This window comes from Pedobacter soli, assembly GCF_900101435.1.
Taxonomy (GTDB): Bacteria; Bacteroidota; Bacteroidia; order Sphingobacteriales; family Sphingobacteriaceae; genus Pedobacter; species Pedobacter soli.
In genome coordinates, this window is sequence record NZ_FMZH01000001.1 from 367,770 (window position 1) to 393,332 (window position 25,563).

At 39.9% G+C, this 25,563-nt stretch carries 27 protein-coding genes and 1 other RNA gene; 22 read left to right on the top strand and 6 right to left on the bottom strand.

Annotation, left to right across the window (positions count from 1 at the left end; all coding sequences use genetic code 11):
* Positions 1-165: 165 nt before the first annotated feature.
* Positions 166-600 carry an Hsp20/alpha crystallin family protein gene (locus BLR37_RS01435; protein WP_090763600.1) on the bottom strand — a complete coding sequence of 145 codons (435 nt, stop codon included), beginning with the start codon at positions 598-600 and terminating at the stop codon, positions 166-168.
* A 69-nt stretch (positions 601-669) separates the two neighbouring features.
* Here BLR37_RS01435 and BLR37_RS01440 point away from each other — a divergent pair, with 69 nt between their 5' ends.
* Positions 670-1,158, top strand: coding sequence for an acyl-CoA thioesterase (locus tag BLR37_RS01440; protein ID WP_090763603.1), 489 nt, complete (start codon positions 670-672; stop codon positions 1,156-1,158).
* Positions 1,159-1,186: 28 nt separating this feature from the next.
* Here BLR37_RS01440 and BLR37_RS01445 read toward each other — a convergent pair whose 3' ends face one another.
* Complete coding sequence (locus BLR37_RS01445; protein ID WP_090763605.1) at positions 1,187-2,611, bottom strand: FAD-binding oxidoreductase; 1,425 nt, start codon at positions 2,609-2,611, stop codon at positions 1,187-1,189.
* A gap of 1 nt (position 2,612) precedes the next feature.
* On the bottom strand, positions 2,613-2,981 hold the full coding sequence (gene folB / locus BLR37_RS01450; protein ID WP_090763608.1) for a dihydroneopterin aldolase: 369 nt from the start codon (positions 2,979-2,981) through the stop codon (positions 2,613-2,615).
* 112 nt (positions 2,982-3,093) lie between these two features.
* Between folB and BLR37_RS01455 the strand changes: the two genes are divergently transcribed.
* The 8 genes from BLR37_RS01455 (at position 3,094) to BLR37_RS01495 (ending at position 12,499) form a co-directional block, all read left to right on the top strand.
* Complete coding sequence (locus BLR37_RS01455) at positions 3,094-4,284, top strand: acyl-CoA dehydrogenase family protein (RefSeq protein WP_090763611.1); 1,191 nt, start codon at positions 3,094-3,096, stop codon at positions 4,282-4,284.
* Between the two features lie 186 nt (positions 4,285-4,470).
* The gene (locus BLR37_RS01460; RefSeq protein WP_090763614.1) at positions 4,471-4,848 is read left to right on the top strand and encodes an SRPBCC domain-containing protein; all 378 of its coding nucleotides are present in this window, start codon (positions 4,471-4,473) and stop codon (positions 4,846-4,848) included.
* Positions 4,849-4,862: 14 nt separating this feature from the next.
* The gene (locus BLR37_RS01465; protein WP_143009506.1) at positions 4,863-5,672 is read left to right on the top strand and encodes a hypothetical protein; all 810 of its coding nucleotides are present in this window, start codon (positions 4,863-4,865) and stop codon (positions 5,670-5,672) included.
* Between the two features lie 40 nt (positions 5,673-5,712).
* Positions 5,713-5,925 carry a hypothetical protein gene (locus BLR37_RS01470; RefSeq protein WP_090763620.1) on the top strand — a complete coding sequence of 71 codons (213 nt, stop codon included), beginning with the start codon at positions 5,713-5,715 and terminating at the stop codon, positions 5,923-5,925.
* Positions 5,926-6,471: 546 nt separating this feature from the next.
* Complete coding sequence (locus BLR37_RS01480) at positions 6,472-7,167, top strand: ABC transporter ATP-binding protein (RefSeq protein ID WP_090764806.1); 696 nt, start codon at positions 6,472-6,474, stop codon at positions 7,165-7,167.
* Between the two features lie 10 nt (positions 7,168-7,177).
* On the top strand, positions 7,178-9,670 hold the full coding sequence (locus tag BLR37_RS01485; protein ID WP_090763626.1) for a TonB-dependent siderophore receptor: 2,493 nt from the start codon (positions 7,178-7,180) through the stop codon (positions 9,668-9,670).
* Positions 9,670-11,127: an ABC transporter permease gene (locus BLR37_RS01490; RefSeq protein ID WP_208599580.1), complete on the top strand. Its 1,458-nt coding sequence runs from the start codon at positions 9,670-9,672 to the stop codon at positions 11,125-11,127. Before BLR37_RS01485 ends, BLR37_RS01490 begins: the two co-directional genes overlap by 1 nt.
* 13 nt (positions 11,128-11,140) lie before the next feature.
* Positions 11,141-12,499 (top strand): DUF3526 domain-containing protein, encoded by a 1,359-nt coding sequence (locus tag BLR37_RS01495; RefSeq protein ID WP_090763631.1) that lies wholly within the window; start codon positions 11,141-11,143, stop codon positions 12,497-12,499.
* A gap of 95 nt (positions 12,500-12,594) precedes the next feature.
* Here the strand turns inward: BLR37_RS01495 and lysA are convergent, their stop codons facing one another.
* Together lysA and BLR37_RS01505 are read right to left on the bottom strand one after the other, a co-directional pair.
* Complete coding sequence (gene lysA, locus BLR37_RS01500; protein WP_090763635.1) at positions 12,595-13,761, bottom strand: diaminopimelate decarboxylase; 1,167 nt, start codon at positions 13,759-13,761, stop codon at positions 12,595-12,597.
* Between the two features lie 318 nt (positions 13,762-14,079).
* Positions 14,080-15,393: an aspartate kinase gene (locus BLR37_RS01505; RefSeq protein ID WP_039470980.1), complete on the bottom strand. Its 1,314-nt coding sequence runs from the start codon at positions 15,391-15,393 to the stop codon at positions 14,080-14,082.
* Positions 15,394-15,656: 263 nt separating this feature from the next.
* Between BLR37_RS01505 and BLR37_RS01510 the strand changes: the two genes are divergently transcribed.
* The 13 genes from BLR37_RS01510 (at position 15,657) to rnpB (ending at position 24,637) form a co-directional block, all read left to right on the top strand.
* On the top strand, positions 15,657-17,393 hold the full coding sequence (locus BLR37_RS01510; RefSeq protein WP_090764809.1) for a phospho-sugar mutase: 1,737 nt from the start codon (positions 15,657-15,659) through the stop codon (positions 17,391-17,393).
* 270 nt (positions 17,394-17,663) lie between these two features.
* The gene (locus BLR37_RS01515) at positions 17,664-17,873 is read left to right on the top strand and encodes a hypothetical protein (protein WP_090763638.1); all 210 of its coding nucleotides are present in this window, start codon (positions 17,664-17,666) and stop codon (positions 17,871-17,873) included.
* A 162-nt stretch (positions 17,874-18,035) separates the two neighbouring features.
* Positions 18,036-18,350, top strand: a complete 315-nt coding sequence (locus tag BLR37_RS01520; protein WP_090763640.1) for a hypothetical protein — start codon at positions 18,036-18,038, stop codon at positions 18,348-18,350.
* A 160-nt stretch (positions 18,351-18,510) separates the two neighbouring features.
* On the top strand, positions 18,511-19,281 hold the full coding sequence (locus BLR37_RS01525) for an MbnP family protein (RefSeq protein ID WP_090763643.1): 771 nt from the start codon (positions 18,511-18,513) through the stop codon (positions 19,279-19,281).
* Positions 19,282-20,319: a cytochrome-c peroxidase gene (locus BLR37_RS01530; RefSeq protein WP_244154564.1), complete on the top strand. Its 1,038-nt coding sequence runs from the start codon at positions 19,282-19,284 to the stop codon at positions 20,317-20,319.
* Positions 20,282-21,259 carry a transporter gene (locus BLR37_RS01535; RefSeq protein WP_090763649.1) on the top strand — a complete coding sequence of 326 codons (978 nt, stop codon included), beginning with the start codon at positions 20,282-20,284 and terminating at the stop codon, positions 21,257-21,259. Before BLR37_RS01530 ends, BLR37_RS01535 begins: the two co-directional genes overlap by 38 nt.
* A 4-nt stretch (positions 21,260-21,263) precedes the next feature.
* On the top strand, positions 21,264-21,695 hold the full coding sequence (locus tag BLR37_RS01540) for a hypothetical protein (RefSeq protein ID WP_090763650.1): 432 nt from the start codon (positions 21,264-21,266) through the stop codon (positions 21,693-21,695).
* Positions 21,696-21,809: 114 nt separating this feature from the next.
* On the top strand, positions 21,810-22,070 hold the full coding sequence (locus BLR37_RS01545; RefSeq protein ID WP_208599581.1) for a YHS domain-containing protein: 261 nt from the start codon (positions 21,810-21,812) through the stop codon (positions 22,068-22,070).
* Positions 22,071-22,224: 154 nt separating this feature from the next.
* The gene (locus tag BLR37_RS01550; protein ID WP_090763651.1) at positions 22,225-22,875 is read left to right on the top strand and encodes an SCO family protein; all 651 of its coding nucleotides are present in this window, start codon (positions 22,225-22,227) and stop codon (positions 22,873-22,875) included.
* A 160-nt stretch (positions 22,876-23,035) separates the two neighbouring features.
* Positions 23,036-23,458 carry a c-type cytochrome gene (locus BLR37_RS01555; RefSeq protein ID WP_090763652.1) on the top strand — a complete coding sequence of 141 codons (423 nt, stop codon included), beginning with the start codon at positions 23,036-23,038 and terminating at the stop codon, positions 23,456-23,458.
* Between the two features lie 23 nt (positions 23,459-23,481).
* Positions 23,482-23,709 (top strand): UPF0175 family protein, encoded by a 228-nt coding sequence (locus tag BLR37_RS01560; protein WP_090763653.1) that lies wholly within the window; start codon positions 23,482-23,484, stop codon positions 23,707-23,709.
* Entirely contained in the window at positions 23,693-24,151 is a 459-nt protein-coding gene (locus tag BLR37_RS01565; RefSeq protein WP_090763656.1) for a PIN domain-containing protein, read from the top strand. The genes BLR37_RS01560 and BLR37_RS01565 overlap by 17 nt, the downstream gene beginning before the upstream one ends.
* 106 nt (positions 24,152-24,257) lie before the next feature.
* Positions 24,258-24,637: RNase P RNA component class A (gene rnpB, locus BLR37_RS01570), an RNA gene on the top strand.
* Positions 24,638-24,641: 4 nt separating this feature from the next.
* Here the strand turns inward: rnpB and BLR37_RS01575 are convergent.
* Positions 24,642-25,520, bottom strand: coding sequence for a polyphosphate kinase 2 family protein (locus tag BLR37_RS01575; RefSeq protein WP_090763658.1), 879 nt, complete (start codon positions 25,518-25,520; stop codon positions 24,642-24,644).
* Positions 25,521-25,563 lie beyond the last annotated feature (43 nt).

Consider the following 25,563-nt stretch of genomic DNA (forward strand, 5'->3'; position numbering starts at 1 on the left):
TAAATATAAATTCTCAATTCACCACCCCGTCTACCGGACACCCCCTCCGAAGGAGGTGGGAATTGTGAATCTACTAAAAAAATAAGGTTAGCATCATCCAATGCTAACCTTATAAAACCTAAACTTAAACTATTATGAAAAACCCTCTTACGAGAATATTTTTGATTACGATACTACAATTTCTTTGTGTTGTAATTTAGCATCGTCTTTTTTGCTGATGTTGATACTTAAAATACCGTCTTTATATTCGGCAGTAATTTTATCACCATCTGCAGTATCTGGTAAATTGAATGATCTTGCAAATGAGCTGTAATCAAACTCTTTACGGGTAAAATCTTTAGCTACCTGGGTTTCGTCTTTTTTAACTTCTGCCCAAACAGAAAGTGTGTCTTTTTTTAAATTGATCTGAAAATCTTCTTTTTTCAATCCAGGTGCAGCCAACTCAATCACATAAGCGGTTTCGTTTTCATGAATATTTACATTAGGCGATTTATCAACTGCTTTATTTTTAGTGATCGCATCGCTAAACAATGAATCGAAAACATTGTTAAAGTAAGGAGCTGTGTTACGGGTTCTGTTGTTAAAATTTACAAGTGTCATATCTCTAATTTTTTATTTTTTTAATTTGATAATACACCTTATTCAACTTACATACCAAACCGATTTTTTATGATATTTAAGACATTTTGGCAAAAACAAAGCAAAACAAAAGACAAAACGTCAGTTTTAAGTAGTTTTTCAGACAAATTCAACTATAAAACTGAAGTACCTTTGCGCTTTATTGATTTCGATATGATGGGCCACGTAAACAATTCGGTGTATTTTACCTATCTCGAAATTGCCAGAAGCAAGTATTGGGAAGAAATTATAAAATGGGACTGGAAACAAACCGGGATTGTTATAGCCCATGCCGAACTGGATTATATTTTACCCATTGTGCTTCACGATAAAATTGCGATCCATGTTAAAACATCCAGAATTGGCGATACAAGTTTCGACCTGGAATACCAGATTGTAAAATTGAAGGGAAATGAAGAAACTATTTGCAGCCGCGGAAAAACCGTTTGCATCGCCATTGATTATGCAACCCAACGACCAACTTCAATACCTGACGCTGAGAAACAGAAAATGCTGAGCTTTGAGCAGTTAGCCCTCTAACCCCCTGAAGCGGGCATAGCATAACATGCTACTCCCCTTTAGGGGTTGGGGGTTCAGGCATAATCTTCCCAGGATTTAAAATTCCCTTAGGATCAAAAACCTGTTTGATACCACGCATTAAATTTAAATGGATTTCGGAGTACTTGATTGGCATGAATTCTTTTTGCACCAAACCAATTCCGTGTTCGCCAGATAATGTGCCACCTAAAGCTGTGGTAAGTTCAAAAATCTCGGCGATACCAAATTTGAGTTTGTTTTTCCAGTCTTCATCACTCATACCAGCTTTTATAATATTAACGTGCAGGTTTCCGTCGCCGGCATGCCCATAGCAAACACTTTCGAAACCGTATTTACTTCCTATTTCTTTAATACCGTTTACCAGTTTAGGTAAAGCAGCACGTGGCACAACTGTATCTTCTTCTTTATAAACTGAATTCGATTTTACCGATTCGGCCATGGTTCTGCGCATGCGCCAAAGTTCTTCTTTCTGGCCAGCCGTATCTGCGAATAAAACCTCCGTACAGCTGTGTTCTTCTAAAACGATGTTGGTTTTTTCGCAATTCTTAAAAATATCATCTAAATCATCGCCATCAAATTCAATCATCAGCAAAGCCGCAACATCATCTTTTAAATCAAACTTAATGTCGTCGAATTTAATCACCCACTCCACTCCTTTTCGCTCCATAAACTCCAAAGCCGATGGAGTTACTCCCGCCCTGAAAATAGCCGAAACAGCTGCACAGGCATCTTCGTTAGTACTAAAAGAGCCCATCATCAGCACTGATTGCGAAGGCTTAGGCAATAACTTGGTTACGATTTTAGTTACCACACCCAAAGTGCCTTCTGAGCCAATCATGAGTTGGGTTAAATTATAGCCCGAAGCATATTTAAGGGTGTTGGCACCTGTCCAGATGATATCGCCGTTAGGCAAAACCACTTCCAGGTTTAAAATATACTCGCGAATGGTACCATATTTTACTACACGCGGTCCGCCTGAGCCATGCGCTACGTTACCACCAATAAAACAAGATCCTTTACTGCTCGGATCAACCGGATACAGCAAATCTTTCTCGGCCACAGCATTAATAAATTCTTCGGTAATCACACCGGGTTCAACAGTAGCCTGCAAGTTTTCGGTATCAATTTCCAAAATGGCTTTAAACTTCTCCATTGATAGAGAAACCCCACCATAAATGGGTAAAGCAGCGCCACTTAAACCTGTACCTCCACCACGGGGCGTTACCGGCACATGATGTGCATTACAGATTTTTAATAGCGCTGAAATTTCTTCAGGAGTAGTGGGTTTTACCACAACTTCTGGCTGGTAACGCAAATCTTCGGTTTCATCGTGACTATAGTTAGCTAAACTCTCTGCATCGGTAAAAACCTTATCGGCACCAATTGCTGAGGTGATTTCTGCTAAAATTTCGGTATTTATTTTGGTAAAATTCATTTTAATTGGTGGCTGAGTAACTAAGTTGAACAAAAGAATGGCCTATTTGACCGGGCATTGGCGGATTAAGCTTTTTCATGCTCACATCGATCTTCTCTACAAAAGGGTAGATTTCAATCACCTTTGAGATGATGTTATTCAAAACCGTTTCCAATAGCTTTTGGGTATTTTTCATCTCTGTTCTGATGATGCTGTTCAGGTCTTCGTAATTAACGGTCTGTGTCAGTTCATCATCAAAGCCCAAAGGTGTAAATTCGGTTGTTAAATCTATAATAAAATGATTTCCAGTCCATTGCTCTTCCGGATAATAGCCGTGCAAAGCAAAGCATTTTACATCTTTTAAAGCTACGGTTTGTTTGATATGGCCCATCTATGTTTTGTATGTTGCAAAATTAAATTTTTATTCACGAATATAATGCCCATTGCCGTAAATTGTTACCTTTGAAATGAACCCTATTGCTTAACCAGATTAGTATACAACCATGAGCAAATCAGCAAAAAAAGACTTATACGAAGCACCAGACTATTATTTGTTGGATGAATTGTTAACCGACGAACATAAACTGATCCGTGCAACAGCGCGCGAGTGGGTAAAAAAAGAAGTAAGTCCCATTATTGAAGATTATGCCCAAAGAGCCGAATTCCCCAAACATTTAATAAAAGGACTGGCCGAAATTGGCGCTTTTGGTCCGACTATTCCGGTTGAATATGGCGGTGCAGGTTTAGATTATATTGCTTATGGTATTTTAATGCAGGAAATTGAACGTGGCGATTCGGGCATCCGCTCTACCGCATCCGTACAAGGCTCGCTGGTGATGTACCCGATTTATGCCTATGGTACCGAAGAACAGCGTAAAAAATATTTACCTAAACTGGCCAGTGGCGAAATAATGGGCTGCTTTGGCTTAACCGAGCCCGATCACGGATCGAACCCTGGTGGCATGGTAACCAATATTAAAGATGCCGGCAGCAATTACCTATTAAATGGGGCCAAAATGTGGATCAGTAATGCTCCTTTTGCTGATATTGCAGTGGTATGGGCCAAAGATGAAGCGGGTAAAATAAGAGGAATGGTGGTAGAACGTGGCATGGAAGGATTTTCTACTCCCGAAACGCATAACAAATGGAGCCTAAGGGCATCTGCTACGGGTGAACTGGTTTTTGATAATGTACAAATCCCGAAAGAAAATGTTTTTCCTGAAATAAGCGGATTAAAAGGTCCATTAGGTTGCTTAAACCAGGCGCGTTATGGTATTGCCTGGGGCGCTTTAGGTGCCGCCATGGACTGCTACGATACGGCGCTACGCTATTCGAAAGAGCGCGTACAGTTTGGTAAACCGATTGGCGGTTTCCAGCTACAACAAAAAAAACTGGCCGAAATGGTGACTGAAATTACCAAAGGACAGCTTCTGGTTTGGCGTTTGGGTACATTAAAAAGTGAAAACCGTGCTACAGCCGAACAAATTTCGATGGCTAAAAGAAACAGTGTAGAAATTGCCCTCGATATTGCCCGCAATGCACGCCAAATGCTGGGCGGAATGGGTATTACCGGCGAATATTCGATTATGCGCCACATGATGAACCTCGAATCGGTGGTTACCTATGAAGGTACGCACGATATTCACTTGCTGATTACCGGTATGGATGTTACCGGCATAAATGCTTTTAAGTAATTAGCAACACTACAAATAAGTTCAGCCTTCGGTTATTCCAAAAACGAAGGCTTTTTTTTACCCTGCCTTAAAATAACTTTAATATAAAATTTAGTTGAAGACACTTTCGCTTTACTATCTTTGTATAATTTTGGATAAACCGTCAGAATAAATCAAAGACGAGCCAAAAGTAATTCATTAAACAATATGGACTTTAAAAAATACACCTATATACCTGCCCCACCCGAAGAAGTTTATTTAGCGCTCACCAAAGAAACCAGCATTAAATTATGGACTGGCGCTGAAGTAGCGTTTGAAGAAGTGCCAGGCACCGAATTTTCTTTCTGGGATGGAGATATAACCGGCAAAAACATCGAATTTGTTTATGGGAAACAAATTGTACAACAATGGTATTTTGGCGAAGAAAACGAAGCTTCGATTGTAACTATTAAACTTCACGAAGATAAAAAAGGGACCTCATTAGAGTTTAAGCAAACCAACATCCCTGATGAAGACTACGCCGATTTTACCGAAGGAATACAAGAATATTTTTTGGGTGGATTGATTGATTTCTTTGACGAATAAACCCGGATAAAAACATGAAATCTAAAATTACCGCTCTAACTTCTTTAATTTTCCTTGCCGCCCTAAGTTCCTGCACATCTCTTTTTACCCCAGCGATTATGGGTAATAACATGGGCTATATCCCAAAAGCAATGGGCACCGATTCGGTTAGAACTTTAACCACTGTTTCAGCAAGTTATGCCGGAGCCGTCTCTCGAAATCCAGGCCCCAGTTTTGAATTTGGGATGGCCAATATCAGCAGATCAAATACCTTCAAAGTATGGAACATTTCTTACGGAATCTACGGATATGCAGGAAATGCTTCTTATAGAGAAAACAACAATACAGATGATTTAAAGGATTATCTCCCGGGTTTTAAAAAATCAGCAGCGGGGTTAGGCCTCAGATTTTCTACCGGACTTCAGCATACTTCTGCCAATCAAAATACCGATTTCAGATACCTTACCTTCGAAAATGCGATTAGTTTCGAAGGAGGGGATTATGCCCGCTTCAGGCAAGAGGTTTACAACGCCCCCCTTCCCGATTATGTTGCAGTTACAAATCGAAAAGTGCTCTGGACGACAGGATTGTCGACAGAAATAATGTGGAGAGCAAGACGAAACCACGATATCAGACATGCCTTCAGGCTTTTTATTGGCGGTACACCTAATTTTGCCGACAGTTTCAGATCGGGTGTTAAAGCTTACGATGAGCTCCGCGGAAAAAATTCAATGGGCTGGGTTTTTAATTATTTCTTTTATATACATCGCTTTTCTCTTTCTTATGAAATGGCCGATAATGTGAATTACGCGCAAAAAATAACTCTGGGTTATTCATTCAGGTAAAACATAATTGATCTGCAGCTGTTCTGAAATAAAAAATACCATGAACAAAACTGTAGGACTTATTTTAATTGTATTAGGCGCTGCCATGCTGATATGGACGGGCTTTACTTATACCAAAAAAGAAAAAATAATCGATGCCGGCCCGATTCAGGTATCGGCCGATAAAGAAAAATCAGTTAACTGGCCACCTTATGCAGGTGGTATTATTTTAGTAGCCGGTGTTTTCGTATTTATTGCTTCGAAAAAGAGATAAACTCATTAACAGTGGCAATTATCGGCTTTTATTAAAATATTTCCGCAACAAAGCTGCATTTATATTCTTTTTAAATGTAACTTTGTTGCGTTGAAGTCGCTACAGCATCCATACCGCAGCAAAATATTTTCCCGCATTTGGGCCACATTGCTGTTGGTTATATTTGTTAACGCCATCCTGATCGAATCACTCCATCACCATGGGGTAGAAAAAAGCACAACAGAAAATCAATGTATAAATGGAGGGCGGCTGGTAAAACAGCTGACTGCCGCAAAGGTAAAGTGTAAATTATGCGAGGTACTCAAACATCAGTCGCATTTTTTCAATCTCCCTGCTCCTATTGCATTGGCATTGCCGGCTGCTAAACCTGCAGTTAAAATCCATAGCTATTTGCTGAAACATCCTGTTGCTTTTATCTTATCCTGCAGCAACAAAGGTCCACCTAATTTAGTTGCCTAAACAATCTCTATAGGCAGCAATTGCTTAATATTTAATTCATTTCTTTTAATGTGCGGTCGCATGACCTGCACCTATACCTTTATTTTTATGCTTCAAGCTATTTCTTTATCCAAGAATTACCAATCTTTTCGTGCCCTTAACCAATTGAATTTAACCGTTAATCCAGGCGAAGTGTACTGCTTACTCGGTCAGAACGGCGCTGGAAAAACCACCACAATTAACCTGTTTTTAGGTTTTATTACGCCAACTGAAGGAAAAATCCTGATCGATAATGTGGAGGTTTCGCCTTATGATAACGATCGCCGCAAACACCTGGCCTATATACCCGAAGTGGTGATGCTTTATGGTCATCTGTCGGCTTTAGAAAATCTCGATTATTTTTCGAAACTCGCAGGTTTCAGTTATGAAAAAGAATTGCTTACTCATTTCCTGAGCCAGTGCGGCTTAGCAACCAGCGCACACCACAAACATTTATCGGGCTTCAGTAAGGGCATGCGCCAGAAAGTGGGGATTGCCATCGCCCTGGCAAAAAATGCAAAGATCATTTTCATGGATGAACCTACCAGTGGCCTCGACCCTAAAGCAACTGAAGATTTTACGCAACTGGTAAAACAGCTGGCCGCAGAAGGCAAATCCATCCTAATGGCTACACACGACATTTTTAATGCCGTAAATGTGGGCTCACACATTGGCATTATGAAACAAGGCCAATTGATCCATACCCTCCAAGCAAGCGATATTAGCGCGGCTGATCTTCAAAAGTTGTACCTGCAAACCATTTAATTAACCCATCATGAAATTGATATATCATATTTTTCGGATCAGCTTAATTTTCGTTTGTATCTTTTTAACCAGCCTCCAGATTAATGCGCAGGTTAAGGTAACAGGGAAAGTGCTCGATGCAAACCATCTTGCCATTTATAAGGCCAATATTAAATTAAAAAGCGGCAAAGACCTGCTGCATACCAGCACTGATTCGCTCGGTAACTTTGCCATAATTTTACCTCAAGCAGGCAGTTATACCTTTAATGCGAGTGCTGTAGGTTACGCCGGTTTTAGTAAAACTTACCTTATCAGCAGTGATTTAGTTCTGGATCCTGTTATTTTGGCCGCCTCCAATGAAGAACTCCAGACTGTTGAAATTGTAGGAACCAATGCCAGAAAGTATTACGGAGATTATTCTTTTTCGGCCACTAAAACCGCTACGGCCAACAAAGATATTCCTCAAGCCATTTCATCCGTTTCTAAAGAATTAATGGCCGACAGGCAGGCTGCTGTGCTGGCTGATGCGGTTAAAAATGTAACCAGTGTATCGCAAAGCAGTTATTACAACCAATTCGCCATCAGGGGTATTAACCAAAACGAAGAAGGTGCAATTATTAATGGCATGCGTACACGCCAGTATTATTTTAATCAGCCCTTAACCAATAATCTCGAGCGTATTGAAGTGATAAAAGGTCCAGCAAGTGCTACATTTTCGAGTGTAGATCCCGGTGGTAGTATTAACCTGGTAACTAAAAAACCGCTGACCGAAGACCGTAAAGAAGTGAGCATTTCAGCCGGAAGTTTTAGCACTATTCGCGGTGCACTCGATTTTACCGGGCCATTAAACACAGCTAAAACCTTACTTTACCGCTTAAATATTGGTTACGAAGACAGTAAAAGCTTTAGAGATCTGCAATACCGGAAAGGATATATGATTGCACCTTCATTCTCCTACCGGCCATCAGATCGTACCAGTTTAAATGTTGAGGTGGTAATGAACAACAGCAACTCACGGTTAGACCGGGGACAGGCTATATTTGGCGCCATTGCCGGACAGACAGATTTAAACAGCACGCCAATCACTTTTAACATGGGGGCCAGCAACGATCGCTTTAACACGCAAGATTTGATGTTGATGACGAGTTTTTCGCATAAACTGACCGAAAATATTGTTTTCAATGCGGCCTACATGAAGCAGAACTGGAATGAAGATCTGCTGGAGCACAGAACAACCAATGCCTTTGGTGTAGATGAAAATAATCAGGCTATCCCCACTTTAGCCGCAATGCGCGCAGTACAGCGGCAGCAGAAATGGGCAACTGATAATCTCAGTACTTATTTCAGTATTAATGCCAATACATTCCATATTGGTCATAAACTGGTAATTGGTTATGATAGAATAAATACCCAAAAACTAAGAGGTGGCGGAGAAAATTCGGCTCAGGGTTACCGGTTAAAAGATGGCACCATCGCTACACGCTACGATCCGGCAAAAAAAGACCTTTATCTTTTTAAAACCGTAAACGGAGTAAATGCACCAGTGCCTAATGTAGAGCATTTTAACCTGGCCAATCCGGCTTATACCCTGAAAAATCTAAGTGATTATACTTTTACCAAAACGGAGATCCCCCCATCTTACTACCTGGTTAATGGTGTGTATCTGCAAGATCAGCTTACCTATGGCAAAGTAACACTTACATTGGGATTAAGGCAGGAATGGTACGAAGATTACAGCAATTACAAATTGACTACAGAAAAGAAAATAGTCCAACACAAACTTTTACCAAGAGCTGGGATTACCTACGCGGTTAATCCAAACATTAATATTTACGGCACCTATCTACAGGGCTACCAGCCACAAGGCAACACTTCGAGCCTGGTTATAGTACCACCACCTGCAGGCAGTAATTTCAAACCTTTAGAAAGCGATCTTAAAGAAATTGGCGCCAAATCAGAATGGCTTAACAAGCGTTTAATGATCAATTTGGCATTTTTTGAAATCAATCAGAAAAACCTGTTGATGAATGCCAATGATCCCTTAGATGTAAACCGTTTAATTGAACGTGGTGCGCAGCGAAGCAGGGGCTTCGAATTTGAAGCTTCTGGTTTTATCAGTGCTAACTGGCAATTTAATACAGGCTATAGCTATATCGATGCCATTATTCAAGACGATTTTAATCCGGCATTAATTGGTCAAAGGGTGCAAAACACCCCGAAACACAGCGCCAGCTTATGGACCCGTTACAATCTCGAAACCATAAAATTAAAAGGCATTGGTTTTGGCGCAGGCGTACAGTACAGTGGCACTAAACTTCCGCTTTACATCAGAGATTTTGAGCTACCGGCTTACACCCTTTTCGATGCAGCTATTTATTATTCGCCAGTGGGCAGCAAAGTGCAACTGGCCGCAAATCTGAATAATATCTTAAACAAAACCTATTGGGTTGGCGCGCAAAATTATTTAAGGCTTTTTCCGGGCACGCCCAGAAACATCATGTTTAACGTAACCTACCGCATATAATGTCGAATATTATTACCACTATTGCCAGGCAAACCTTTAAAACCGCATTTAGCAACAAAGCCACCCTGGCGCTCCTGATTTTATTGGGCGTATCACTTTGTTTGGCCACTTATGTAGGTTGGCAAAATTACAAATCGCAGCAAAACCAAAGGCTGCATTATAAAGCACTGGTTAGGGCAAAATGGCTGGCCAAACCCGATAAACACCCGCACCGGATGGCGCATTATGGATACCTGGCCTTCCGCGAAAAACACGAGCTCAGCTTTTTTGATTTCGGTATTGAAAGCTTTGCGGGGGTAAGTATCTTTTTAGAAGCTCATAAACAAAATACCGTTAATTTTAGCGAAGCCAGTTTTGCAAACGGCATGTTACGTTTCGGCGAAATCAGCGTAGCTATGGTACTGCAGCTCTTGGTTCCGCTGCTCATTTTCTTTTTAGGCTATAACAGTATTTCTGCCGAGCGCGAATTGGGTACATTAAAGATCTTATTGTGCCAAAATGTGAGCTGGAAACAGCTGCTCTGGGGTAAAACACTGGGTATTATTAGTGTTTGCCTTGCTATTTTCTTACCACTCATTTTGCTCACCATATTGTTGTGGGCTTCTTTAAGCAATTGGCAAATTAACCCCGATTCGAGTCTGCGGTTACTGATGCTGATTTTATGTTACTCAGTATATTTCTTTATCGTTTCGGCCATTACTGTTTTGGTATCCGCTTATCAACAAAGTTCGAAAGCCGCATTAACGACCTTGCTGGCCTGCTGGATCTTCTTTATGGTAATTATGCCGCGGATTACACAAGCCATTGGCGATAAAATCCACCCCTCGCCTTCTAAAATAGAATTTGCTGATGCCATTGCAGCCGATATCAGCAGGCAAGGCGATAGTCACAACCCCAACGATGTGCACTACGCCTCCATTAAAGATTCGTTACTTAAAGCCTACAAAGTAGATGATGTAAAAAAACTGCCATTCAATTATGGAGGCTATATTATGGCCGAAGGTGAAAAAATCAGTTCGAAAATATACAGTAACCACCAGCGACACCTGAACGCGACTTTCGAAAAACAGAACCGCCTCACCCTGCTCTCTGGCTTTCTAAATCCTTATTTATCACTCAAAAACGTATCCATGGCGCTTACAGCTTCCGATTTTAAAACCTTTGTCGATTTTCAAAATCAGGCAGAAACCTATCGTTATGGTTTGGCACAAAAAATGAACAAGCTGCAGATCGATAAAATCAGCAACAACTCACCGGGTGAAACCGCTAAACCACTGGCTATAAGCCGGTCTAACTGGGCACAACAGCCCGATTTCAACTACCGGTTTAGCCACTTAGGTACCATACTCAAAAGCGAATTACTGGCACTTGCTTCGCTATTATGCTGGTTAACATTAGTAATCATCATGATCCAATGCACGGCCCGGTGGGTTAAAACAATCCCAAACCAAAATTAAACACCTCCAACACATGAATAAAAGCATTTATATACTAGAGTTCAAGCTGTTTTTCAGAAACAGTGCTACCTGGATGGGCATAATCCTGTTAATTTTAATGGGTTTTGCAGGCTTGTATTTCGGCAAAACTTTTATCGAAAAACAAGAACAGGTAATTACAAAAGCTGCAAGTTTACAAAAGCAACAAACCAGGCAAAACATAGCACATTTTGGTAATGATATTGGTTTGTTTTTCTATCACAACAAATTTTCTTTGGCCAATACACCAGGCGCATGGGCAGCTTTTGCCAACGGGCAGCGTGATGTTAATCCTTACCTCATATCGGTAACTATGCTGGGACTGGAAGGTCAGCTGTACGATACCGATCTAAGTAACCCTTTAAGCCTGCTTTTGGGTAAAATGGATCTCAGTTTTGTTTTTATTTTTCTATTTCCGCTGGTCATTATAGCCTTCAGTTATAACCTGCTCTCAGAACAAAAAGAAAGTGGTATCTGGCCCTTGTTAAAAGCGCAAACCGACAAAACATTCACAATCATCTGGCGAAAGATTTTGGTGAGGCTTGTGGTGATTTTTGTATTGGCACTCTTACTCATGCTTGTGGCTGGTATTTACCTGCAGCTTCCATTTGATGGCACCTTTGCAACCGTAATGACTTTAATTCTGCTTTACCTTGCATTCTGGTTTGCGGTTGCTTTTGTTGCTATTTCACTCCATAAATCATCAAGCTTTAATGCATCAGCACTCATTGCTGTTTGGGTTTTGCTGTGTATTGTGGTACCTGCAAGTTTAAATCTCTTGCTTACCAAAAAGTACCCGGTACCAGAGGCCTTACAAAATGTAATTAACCAGCGCGAAGGCTACCATGAAAAGTGGGACATGGATAAATCGGTAACCATGGCACCCTTTTTTAAGCATTATCCGCAACTGAAAAAATATCCTTTTCCCGAAGAAAAAACTTTTAGCTGGTACTGGTATTATGGCATGCAACAAATGGGCGACGATTCCGCTTTGGGAAGTCGTGTATTAATTGAAAAAAAGCTGGCTTCGAGACAAAACTTTACTGAAACAGTTGCGCTCTTTTTCCCAAGCATACAATTACAATTGGGCGTTAATGAGCTTGCTGGTACCGATCTGGATAGTCACCTTAATTTTCAGCAGGCCGTTAGGAAATATCATGAAACAATCAGACTGCACTTTTATCCGGCCATTTTTACCAATGGTGAACTTAAAAATACGGATATTGAAAATTATAAACTGGAAAAGTATGTTCCTAAAGATGTGCCTGTTATCTGGATTAACCTGCTATCCATAACCACCCTAACGGTGATTTTAGCCGGGGTTGGCTATTTTTCGCTTAGAAAGCGGATTTAATCTAACCCTGGATTGGTCATCCTGAGCCTGTCGAAGGAGTAGCATAAACAAATGCAAAAAGCACCTCGACAAGCTCAGTGTGACAAACTTATTTTTTATATCTCAGTACTGTAAACTGATCGGATGGCATCGCGCAAATTGTACTTCGAAGCCATAACCTCTCCATAAGCACCCGCACTGCGTATAGCAAAAATATCGCCTCTGAATGATTCTGGCTGTTCAACTTCCTTACCAAAACAATCGGTGCTTTCGCAGATCGGGCCTACTATATCATACCTAATTGAGATTTGAGATTTGAGATTTGAGATTTGAGACAAATTTTCAATCTTATGATACGCCTGATACAATGCCGGACGCATTAACTCAGTCATACCTGCATCCAATACTACAAAGTTCTTTTTCTTACCTTTTTTAATGTACAAAGCACGGGTGATTAACGAAGCCGATTGTCCAACCAATGCTCTGCCCAATTCAAAATGTACTTCCTGACCGGCTTTTACTTCTAAAAACTCGTTAAAAATTTTAAAATAAGCTTCAAAATCAGGAATCTGGTTATCAGGATTATGATAATCAATGCCTAGACCACCGCCAACATTTAAAACCTTTAAATTAAAGCCCTTATCTTCAAACCAGGTTGCAAATTCGTTAACGCGCACGCAAAGGTTTTTGTAAACATCCAGGTTGGTAATTTGCGAGCCAATATGAAAGTGAATACCGATAAATTTCAGGTTTGCAGAAGCTTTTAAAGTTTCGGCACACTCAGGTAAATCCCATGAGTTGATCCCGAATTTATTTTCATCTAAACCTGTGGTAATGTTATGGTGTGTATGCGCATCCACATTGGGGTTAATGCGGATAGCAACCTGGGCAGTTTTACCTTTTTTGGCTGCCAGTTCGTTCAACACTTCTAATTCCTGTATCGATTCTACGTTAAAGCAGAAAATATCCAGGTCAAGTGCTTCATTTATCTCTTTATCTGATTTACCCACACCGGCAAATACAATTTTACCAGCATCAAAGCCTACTTCTACTGCCCTTCTCACCTCGCCTGCACTTACACAGTCGGCACCGAAACCAATTCCTTTAATCTGTTCTAACAAAACAGCATTGAAGTTGGCCTTCAGTGCGTAATGGATATGAAACCCGTATGGAGCAGCAGCATCTGCGCAGGTGCGCAAAGTTTTCTGCAACAACTCAGTATCATAATAGTAAAAAGGTGTTTCTATATTGTTAAACTTTGATATATCTTTATCGGCGAACATGTTCAAATTCCTTATTATAATTTTAATTCTATTCTTTGGGCTGGTATATATTGGTAACTACCTCGATTTAAAGCACGGAAGAATTACCCACAAACAATACAACGGCAAAATCCGGTTTTTTATCGTATTACTGCTGATTGTACTTTTCCTTTTATTTATCAGAAAATGAAAATAGCAGCAGCCCTTTTTATTGTCCTTATCCTTTCGCTGGGTTTATTTAACTCCTACAAAAAGTATAAAAACGGATTATTACCAGCAGCTTTCTTAGCGGTTCACTGCCTCATCGGACTGCTGGTAATAACCGGCGCGTTTTTTCTGTTATTCGAATAAACGGTTGTGCAAGCTTCTTAAAGCTTCGGTTTTATATTCGCTTAAAATTAAAAGCGAAACGTTGTAATTGCTACCACCGTAAGAAATCATGCGGATTGGAATGTGTTTTAAACCTTCTAAAACCCTGCTGGCAAAGCCATGCTTTTCAGAGCCGAAGTCGCCTACAACACAAACGATACTATGGTCCCTATCTACTTCTACCGTTCCGAAACTTTCCAGTTCTTCGATAATTTGTGGTAAATGAGCCGTTTCATCAATGGTTAACGATACGGCAACCTCCGAAGTGGTAATCATATCAATTGGTGTTTTATACCTTTCAAATACTTCGAAAACCCTGCGTAAGAAACCATAAGCCAATAGCATGCGACTGGATTGGATGCGGATTGCCGTAATACCATCTTTGGCTGCAATTGACTTGATTTTGCCTTTTTCGCTATCGTGCGTAATTAAAGTACCTGCAGCTGCCGGCTCCATGGTATTTAGCAAACGAACCGGAATTTTATATTTCTGAGCCGGGAAAACCGACTGCGGATGTAAAATTTTAGCGCCGAAGTAAGCTAACTCAGCAGCCTCATCAAACGATAACTGTGCAATTGGTTTGGTACCTTTAACAATACGCGGATCGTTGTTGTGCATACCATCAATATCCGTCCAGATTTGAACTTCTTCGGCCAGAATTGCTGCACCTAATAATGATGCAGTATAATCACTTCCGCCACGACGCAGGTTATCTACCTCGCCAAAACTGTTGCGGCAAATGTAACCTTGTGTTATAAACAGCTTGTTATCTTTATGCTGCTCCAATAAAGGCATTAAATGTTTGGTTGTAAAAGGAATATCTGGCTCGTTGTCCTCATCCGTTTTCATAAAATCTAAAGCAGGCAATAATACCGATGGTACACCGATCGATTTTAAATAGATGTGATATAAAGTAGTAGATAACAATTCACCTTGTGCCAGAACAACCTTTTCTTCAATCGAAGTAAAGAGGTCGTTAGCCAGGCCAGCTAAAAAGCCAAAGTGATAATCAATCACCTCATTTCCCTGCTCCTGAAATTCGGCAGCAGGCAAAAGTTCTATTACAAAGGTTTTATATTTTTGGTAAAGGTTTTCGACGCACTCGCTTCCCTTCTTCTTATCGCCAGCTAAAAAATGATTTGCAATTTCTACTAAACTGTTTGTGGTACCAGACACTGCTGATAAAACCACAATCTGCTCTTCATTTGGATTAATGATATCCAATAATTTCGTCATGCGCTCGGGACTACCTACAGAAGTACCCCCAAATTTTAATATTTTCATCTAGTTCTTTGTTGTTTTTTCCAGCGAAAAAAGGGCGATAACTTTACAAATTTTAAAACTATTTTAAAAAAGTTACAGTCGGTCCACTTTAATACCGGAATTTCTTTATTATTGTATCGGGGCGTGAAAATAAGCAAAAGCAGCTTAAAAGCAACACCCTCAACAAAATAAAATTTGGATGGATGAAAATTAATTGGTTTTTAACCAAACTTCATGCATTGAAATTTGTTCAACACCAGATATTAAATTTAAAAAACAGCTCAATGCAAGCAATTGATCAAGCAACGCAAGCCACAATTAATCAATGGTTAAGCGGAAATTATGATGAGAATACCAAGGCCGAAATTCAGGCGCTTGTTGATAACAATGCCACCACCGAATTAACAGATGCCTTTTATAAAAGTTTAGAGTTTGGTACAGGTGGTTTACGCGGTATTATGGGTGCAGGCTCAAACCGCATTAATAAATATACGATTGGTACCGCTACACAAGGCTTAGCCAATTACCTAAACAATAAATATCCTAACGAGAAGATTAAAGTTGCCATTGCGCACGATAGCCGCAACAATTCTGACTATTTTGCCAAAATTACGGCTGATGTTTTCTCGGCTAACGGTATCCATGTTTATTTCTTTTCGGCATTAAGACCAACACCCGAATTATCGTTCGCAGTGCGCCATTTTGGTTGCAAAAGTGGTGTAATGTTAACGGCTTCACACAATCCTAAAGAATATAATGGTTATAAAGCTTACGGCGCAGATGGTGGTCAGTTTACCTCTCCTGATGATAAACTGGTTATTGATGAAGTAAACAAGATCAAAAGCATCGATGAGGTTAAATTTGACCGTATAGATGCCAATATCCAGCTCATTGGCGAAGATGTAGATAAACTTTACCTGGATGGCATTACTGCTTTATCTATCTCGCCAGAGGCGATTAAGAGACAGCACGATTTAAAAATTGTGTTCTCTCCTATTCACGGTACAGGTATTACTCTGGTGCCTAAAGCGCTTGAGCAATTCGGTTTTACCAATGTTACCATTGTTGAAGAACAAAGCAAACCGGATGGTAATTTCCCTACGGTAGTTTATCCAAACCCGGAAGAAAAAGAAGCGCTTACTTTAGCCATGAACAAGGCAAAAGAAATAGATGCTGATTTAGTTCTGGCAACCGATCCTGATGCCGACCGTGTGGGTATTGCAGTAAAAGACAATAATGGCGAGTGGGTATTATTAAACGGTAACCAAACGGGATGTTTGTTAATTAATTATTTATTATCGGCCTGGCAGGAAAGCGGAAAACTAGATGGAAATCAGTTTATTGTGAAAACAATCGTTACTTCTAACCTGATTGAAGAAATTGCCAAAAAGAAAAACGTAACCTACTACAATACCTTAACCGGCTTTAAATACATCGGCCAGTTAATGACCGAGCTGGAAGGTAAAAAATACTTTATTGGTGGTGGCGAAGAAAGCTATGGTTACCTGATCGGCGATTTGGTACGCGATAAAGATGCGGTGGTTTCTGCTGCGTTTATCGCCGAAATGACCGCTTATTACAAAGATAAAGGTGCCAGCTTGTATAACGCTTTACTGGATATGTATGTAGAATACGGCCTGTATAAAGAAGACCTGGTATCGTTAACCAAAAAAGGTAAAACCGGTGCTGAAGAAATTAAAGCCATGATGGTGAAATTCAGGGAAAACCCACCTGCTAGTCTTGGCGGTTCACCTGTTTCAGTATTGAAAGATTACGAATTAAGTCAGGAAACAGATTTAGCTACCGGAAAGGTAACCAAACTGGATTATCCAACTTCTGATGTTTTACAGTTCATTACTGCTGATGGAAGCATTGTTTCTGCCCGTCCGAGTGGTACCGAACCCAAAATTAAGTTCTATTGCAGTGTTAATGCACCTTTAGCGGATAGAAAAGATTTCGAAGAAGTAAATGCAGCTTTGGGAGATAAAATCAAAGCAGTAATGACTGATTTACAGGCATAATTTAAACGCTTAATAAAAAATTGAAAAACACAGATGAAGGTCATTCATCTGTGTTTTTTTATGCCTAATCCAATAATTTTATTTCAGCCACGGAAGCACGGATTAACACGGAAAATCACTTAAAAAATGACAGAGGGATTTTCGGTGGTCTCTGTGAATCCGTAACAGAAAATAATTGCACCCTAACTGATATACAAACTATAGAATTACAAGAAGTCAACACACCATAAAAATAGATTGCTTATATTTACAATTACAAAAAGGATCATCATGACAGCGATAATTTTAAAAGATAATGTAGAGCAGCGCAAAATTGATGCGTTATTAAACTTTTTAAAGTCGTGGGATATTGATGCTGAGTTAAGGATAACTGACCCTGAAAAATCAGTCCGGACAGCTGAGTTCACCCTTTCTAAAGGGATATGGAGTGATTACGATATTAATTCAGAAGAACTTCATCAGAAAGCCTGGAATAGATAATGGTTATGTAGTTTAAAACAAACATTAAATCTTAGCCCTTGCTATAGTTTCATATTTTTTCTTTGTGGCTTTCAATTTCGTTTGTACATTTGCAGCTCAATACCCATGTTCAAAAGAATTCTGATATATCTTTTAGTTATCTGTACAATTTCCAATTGTTACATGCAGCTAGTGGTGTACTCGGGTTATCAGATGAATAAGGAATACATTACCAGTGTATTTTGTATCAACAAGGCTCATCCTGAGCTGCATTGCGATGGGCAATGTTTCCTTGCTAAAAAACTGAAAGATTTAGACGGCAAGAACAAACAGGCACAGGAAAACCTGAAACGCGTTGTTGAAGCTGAACCGCAGTTTAAAATTGTGGTACTTAACCATACTATTCCTTTCTTTGTTATTAAAGCAGAAAGCGGTTATCTGGAAAAGCCAGCTAAAGATCTCTCCATCTCCATTTTTCATCCGCCGAAAACGGTTTAAGTAATTTTTAATTCAAGTACGTACGTCACCCTGAATTTATTTCAGGGTCTCTCAATTAATTTATTTTTTTTTGAGACGTAGCATAAGTTCGATAGTTATCGGATCAGCATGACGATTACGTTCATAATTCCCCATTTTTTACTTATTCAATTTTCTTAAAATGAAAATCACAACATACTTATTGGCATTATTGTGCCCTGCCCTGCTTTTAACTTCCTGCAAAAAAAACAACAACGAAACCACTCCTGAAACCAAATCTACTTTCACAATCGAGTTCGACAACCAGGTAAACGGAAGTCCTTTAACCTTAAATACAACCACATATAAAAACGCTAAAGGCGAAGATTTCAAAATCAATGTATTTAAATACTACGTGAGCAACATTAAATTAAGTAAAGCCGATGGCAGCAGCTACCTGATTCCGGAAAGCTACTTTTTAATCGATGCTTCAAAAACCGAATCGACCAATATTACTTTAAAAGATGTACCAACCGGCGATTATACCAAAATCGAATATACCATTGGAGTAGACTATGCCCGTAACTTTGCCGGTGCCCAAACAGGTGCTTTAGATCCGGCAAATGGCATGTTCTGGACCTGGAACAGTGGTTATATTTTTGTGAAACTGGAAGGTAGTTCGCCACAATCTACAGCGGCAAACAATGCACTAACTTTCCACATTGGCGGCGTAGTTGATCCGAACAACACCATCAGAACCTTTGCTACAGAAATTAATGCGACTAACCCTTTGCGCATCAGAACTGACGGCAAACCCAATATGCACTTTATCGTCAATGCAGCTGCGTTATTTACAGGTAAAACCGATGTAAGTTTCGCTACGCTGAATTTTACAATGGGTGGGCCAAATTCGGTAATTGTGGCCAATAACTATGCTAACGGGTTGTTTCGTTTAGATCATATCCATAATTAAATGCTGAGGAAAATAGCAGTCTTCGCAATGCTTGCCTTAAGCATTGCGTTGATGTATGCCTGCAGTAAAAATGAGGATGAGGTTAGCCAGCAAGAAACAAAAATTGCCTTTACAGTTCCATCAAATTTTCCTGCACCAACATATAATTTCGAAGATAACAAGCTAAGTAATACTGGTTTTGCCCTGGGTAAAAAGCTGTTTTACGATGCCCGCTTATCGGCCGATAAAAGCGTTTCGTGTGGAAGTTGCCATCAGCAATTTGCTGCTTTTACCCAGCTCGACCATAAGGTGAGTCATGGTGTAAACAACTGTCAGGGCAAGCGCAACACCCCGCCTTTGATTAATCTGGCCTGGCAAAAAGCTTTCTTTTGGGATGGTGGTGTAAAAAACATCGAAACTTCGCCCTTAAATGCCATTACCGATGCCTGCGAAATGGGTACCGATATTCAAGCCATCGTTACTTTTTTAAAAGCCACTGCACCATATCCAGATATGTTTAAACAGGCCTTTGGCTCAACCGAAATCAACTCGCAGCTGATACTGAAATCGATTACGCAGTTTACTGCTATGCTGGTTTCGGCCAATTCGAAGTACGACCAGGTAATGCGCAAAGAAAATGGGGCTGTTTTTACAACAGCTGAGCAGGCTGGTTATACGCTTTTTAAAGAAAAGTGCAGTTCTTGCCATGCCGAGCCTTTTTTCACCGATTTTTCTTATCGCAGCAACGGTTTAGATTTATTGAGTGCAGATGAAGGCCGGTCGCACATTACCAGTGTACAAACTGATTTCGGAAAGTTCCGCGTCCCCACATTGCGCAATATCGAATATACCAGCCCTTACATGCACGATGGTCGTTTTTACAGTCTGGATGAAGTGTTAAACCACTACGATTCGGGCGTAAAAGCAGCCGAAAACCTGGATGCTTCCTTAAAAAATGGCATCCCTTTAAACAGCTCTCAGAAAGAGCAGATTAAAGCATTTTTAAAAACATTAACAGATCATGAGTTTATCAAAAATACATTATTTAGCGAATCGTAAATTATTCATTTTGGCTTTCGTACTGCTCGGCAGTAAGGCTTTTGCCTGCGATATTTGCGGTTGTTTTATGGGCATTACCCCCTATTATAACCGCAACAGCATCAGCCTCTTGTACCGCTACCGCTCATTTAATGGTTACGAGGGGCAATCGCATTCCTTGTTTCCGAATGGCGGAAAATTCTTTATTCCGGCCAGAAGTCAGGGCGCGCCAATTACCGGACATGCGGGCAATCCTGGTGATTATGAATTATATCGTTCACTTGAAATAAGAGGCAAGTATTTTATAGGCAACCGATTAGAGGTGAATGCCATTTTGCCTTATGTTTCTAACAGCGAACGTTATAACGGCTACACCTCAACCATTGGTGGTGTGGGCGATATCAATGTGTATGCAGGTTATCATCTAATGCAAAAACTGGATGCTGATTTTAAACAGCAGCTTATTGCAGGCGCAGGAATTAAATTACCTACCGGAAAAAATGATTTCAAAAATACGGCCGGTATCCGTTATTCTTCGCTTATGCAGGCCGGAACCGGTAGTACCGATGGTTTTGTTTACATAAACTATCTGGTTGGATTGGGTAAATTTGGTGCAAGTTTAAATACCTCTTATAAGGTAAATGGCACCAACAGCCGCGATGAGGGAATTGCCAACAGCACAACCAGTTTCCTGAATATTTTTTACAAACAAAGTATTGGCAAAGATTGGCAATTCATGCCTTCGGCACAGTTTTTTTACGAATATTCGGCGGGTGAAAAATACAAAGGGCAAAAAACCGGCGAACATGTAATGAATAATTTAATGGGCGGTATAGGTGCCGATATTTTCTATAAAAACATTGCCTTAAATGTTGGTGTACAGAAAAACATCTGGGAAGCTGAAACCGATCACCCGATGAGTGCAGGTAAAGCTTATGTTGGCATTACTTATAATTTTTAAAAATATGAAAAGACAAATCACAACCGCAATCGGCGTTTTAGCTATCCTTTTCAGTTCCTGCAAAACGGAACCCAATGCAGAAGCCGTGCGTAAGGAAGTTTTAAACATTCACGATAAGTTAATGATTGACGGAGAAAAAGTTGTAAAAAACAAAATGAAGCTCGATACATTGTTGCTTTCCGGTCAACTAAAAAAATCGCCCGATTCTGCTGCTGCCAAACAGCAAGTAAGTGATGTAATTGCCCGGTTAAACGCTGCAGATGAAAAAATGATGGATTGGATGCATTTTTTTAAAGATGATTTTAAAGGTAAAACCGAACAGGAAGACCTGGATTATTACAAATCGCAGATGATTAAAATCCGTGATGTAGAAGATGGTTACATTAAGGTTACCCGCGAATCAGATTCAGTTTTAAAAATTTACAAAATTAAATAGTCAGAGTTCGGGAGACCGGAGACAGAAGATATGGTGTAAGCTGGTAAGCAAGCATATGCAGATTTACTTCGGTCTTTTGACTTCAGAGCCCGGACTTTCCATAAAACAATAGATATGAAAAAATTAAGCACAGCAATTATCCTGATGGGATTAAGCACATTCGCATTGAAATTAAACGCGAACCCAATTATCACTAAACAAGAAGCAAATGTGGTTGATTCTACTAAAAAAGTAGTGATCGATCCTGTTTGTAAAATGAAGATAAAAGCCGCCACAGCAAAAACTACGGTTTACAATAAAGAAACTTACTATTTCTGTTCAGAAAGCTGTAAGCAGAAGTTTATTGCCGAACCGGCCAAGTTTTTAAAGAAATAAGTCGGAAGTCCGGAGACAGATGTCAGAAGACATGAAGTTAGCAAGTTTAAACATTCAGGCTTCGGACTTTCCGACATCTGACCCCGGACTTTTCTAAAACAATTAACACCCTAGACCGAATTACCTTGTATATTTACATTTTTAAATTCACAACATGAATAAAATCATTTCTTACGCAGCAGCCAGCCTGTTGCTCGCTTCTATATTTACCGCATGCAAGCAAGAAAAAAAACTACCGTTTTATGGCGAGCGCCATGCAGAAATAGTTAAAGATGCTGCCGGAGTAGAAAAAATTGATACGGTTTACCAAACCATTCCGAACTGGGCTTTCTTAAATCAGGATAGTGTTTTAACAACCAACAAAGCAACAGACGGAAAAATATATGTGGCCGATTTCTTTTTCACTTCCTGCACCACCATCTGCCCTACCATGCACCGCAACTTAATGACGGTTTACAACGATTTTAAAACCAACCCGGATGTGATGTTTGTTTCGCACACCATTGATTTTAAATACGATAAACCTTCAGCTTTAAAAAAATACGCTAAAAAACTAGGCGTTGATGGCCCGAAATGGCAGTTTCTCTATGGTACCAAAGACAGTGTTTATACTTTGGCCGAAAAAAATTACCTGGTGGCGGTTGGCGAAGACAGCACTGCTAAAGATGGCTACATTCACCAGGGGTATCTGGTTTTAATCGACAAAGACCGCAGGATTCGTGGCGCTTACGATGGCACCAAAGAGGATCAGGTTGAGCAATTAAAAAAAGACATCCCGGTTTTACTGGCAGAATACAAAAAGTAGAACATTGACTTTAGGCACGGATTAGCAAGAAAATGTTATTTTTTTGACTACAAGTGTAAATACAAACCTTATTTTTCAACCACAGATATACAGAATAAACACAGATAATTATTTAAATCGGTGTTCATCTGTTCTTATCTGTGGTTAATAACTAAAATACATGCGCAAGTACATCATTAACTCCATTTTTTTATTTGCTGTTATCGCCATCATCGTATCCTGCCAAAACCAGGAAACCATCGATCTGCAAAATTACATGTCAAACGGAAAAGACATTTACAAAAGCAGGTGCCAGAACTGCCATGGCGAAAATGGCGAAGGATTAGGTGAGCTTGCCCCTCCTTTAACCGACTCGGTTTTCTTAAAAACCAACAAAAGCCGTTTAGCTTGTTTCATTAAAAACGGCGCCAACGAAACTTTGGTTATTCATGGCAAGGAATACAAAGAAAAAATGCCTGCCTTCCCCGAACTGGCCGATATTGATGTGGCTCAGGTAATGGTTTACATCACCAATTCTTTCGGTAACAAGCAAGGATTTGTACCTTATACTGAAGTTTCGAAGCAATTGCAGAATTGCAAGTAGATAATATTTCGTATATTTAAATCATGACAACAATAACGCTGCAAGTTCCGGATAGCCTGGGTGAGCATGAACACGATACCGTACGTTTCATTGCTGCAAAGCTATTTGAATCGGGAAAATTATCAATTGGGCAAGCAGCAGCCATGGCAGGTTTATCAAAACGTACATTCTCAGAATTACTTGCTGATTATGGTGTTTCCCTATTGAACTATCCTGCTTCTGAAATGTTAAGTGATGCAGAAAAAATATGAAATAGTTATTGCTGATACGAGCTGCTTCATTTTGCTTGAAAAAATCGGAGAATTAGATCTTTTAAGATTACTTTTCACTAAAATCACAACAACAGCCACTATTGCGGCAGAATTTGGTTCTCCTTTACCCGATTGGGTTGAAATCAAATCACCTAAAAACACCACCTTTCAAAATTCTTTAGATATTGATGCCGGAGAAGCAAGTGCCATTACTTTAGCAACCGAATCAGCCCCATCACTTCTTATTCTCGACGACAACAAAGGACGAAAGTTGGCAAAAAAGTTAAATCTGCTGTTCACAGGTACATTGGGTATTATTTTAAAAGCAAAAAACCTGGGACTCATTACTTCTATAAAACCAATTTTTGAGAAAATACAGGAGACAAATTTTAGATTTTCTGATAAGGTATTGAAGGAAATATATGACAATGCTAATGAATGAATATTGCATAGCAATGTGAGAATTAAAACAGCTTAAAAGCATTAGTAAACACAAAAACTTCTGGTTTTTTATGCCTTTCTGCCTAAAAAACCACATCTTTGTGCAAAATGCAGGTTGTTCTATCGCTGTCCCGATTTATCGGGAGAGAGGAAAGTCCGGGCAACGCAGGGCATCTCGCTTTCTAACGGAAAGGGGTTCAGGAATGAAAACCTGAATTACGGAATAGTGCAACAGAGAATATACCGCCCCGGCTTATGTCGGAGTAAGGGTGAAAACGTGCGGTAAGAGCGCACGAGCGCTGCAGGCGACTGCAGCGGATTGTAAACCCCGGGAGTTGAAAGACCAAATAGGCTAACGTACGTAGGGCTGCCCGTCCGATGTTAGTGGGTAGGTCGTTAGAGATAAACGGCAACGTTTATAGTGGATAAATGATAGAAATCTTGGGCAACCGAGACACAGAACCCGGCTTATAGACCTGCATTTTTTTATTTTATTCTGCTAGTAAAGCATTTTTCGTTTCAGTAAGTTTTAAGGTTTCATCCGCACCCAATACCGGAAATTTTAAGTCCAGGTTCTTCAGTCTGTCTTCAATAATTTCACTGATGGCCAAACGTGCAAACCATTTTTTATCGGCGGGAATAACATGCCATGGCGATTCAGCCGTACTGGTTTCATTTATGGCATCCTCGTAAGCTTCCATGTACTTATCCCACAATGCCCTTTCTTTAATATCGCCCGAAGAGAATTTCCAGTTTTTGGTAGGGTCTTCTATCCGATCCAAAAAGCGCTGCTTCTGCTCATCCTTGCTTACATTTAAAAAGAATTTCAGAATCACGGTACCGTTGGCCGTTAAATGTTGTTCAAAATTTCTGATGCTTTGATAGCGTTGTTTCCAAAAATCTTTATTGATCTTTTTTACATCGGTAATCCCCGGAATATCCTCGCTTAAAACATATTCTGGGTGTACCTTACATACCAGTACATTTTCGTAATGCGAACGGTTATGAATCCCGATACGGCCACGTTCTGGTAAAGCCTTATAATGCCGCCACAAAAAATCGTGCTGGTATTCTTCTGAGGTTGGCACCTTAAAACTGTACACCTGACAACCCTGAGGGTTTAATCCACTCATTACGTGTTCTATGGCGCTGTCTTTTCCGGCAGCATCCATGGCTTGAAAAATAATCAGTACCGAATGTTTTCCTGCAGCATATAATTTTTCCTGTAAATGGCTTAATTCTATTTTCGAATTTACCAATGCATCTTTTGCTTTTTCCTTATTGTAGCCTCCGGTGAAGTCGGTTTTATGGTTTTTTAATGAAAATTTCTTGTCGCCTTGTACAATTAATCCCTTAAATTCGTTTTTCATACCTATACGTATTTTAAATAAACAGGTGAATCAATAATTTAAA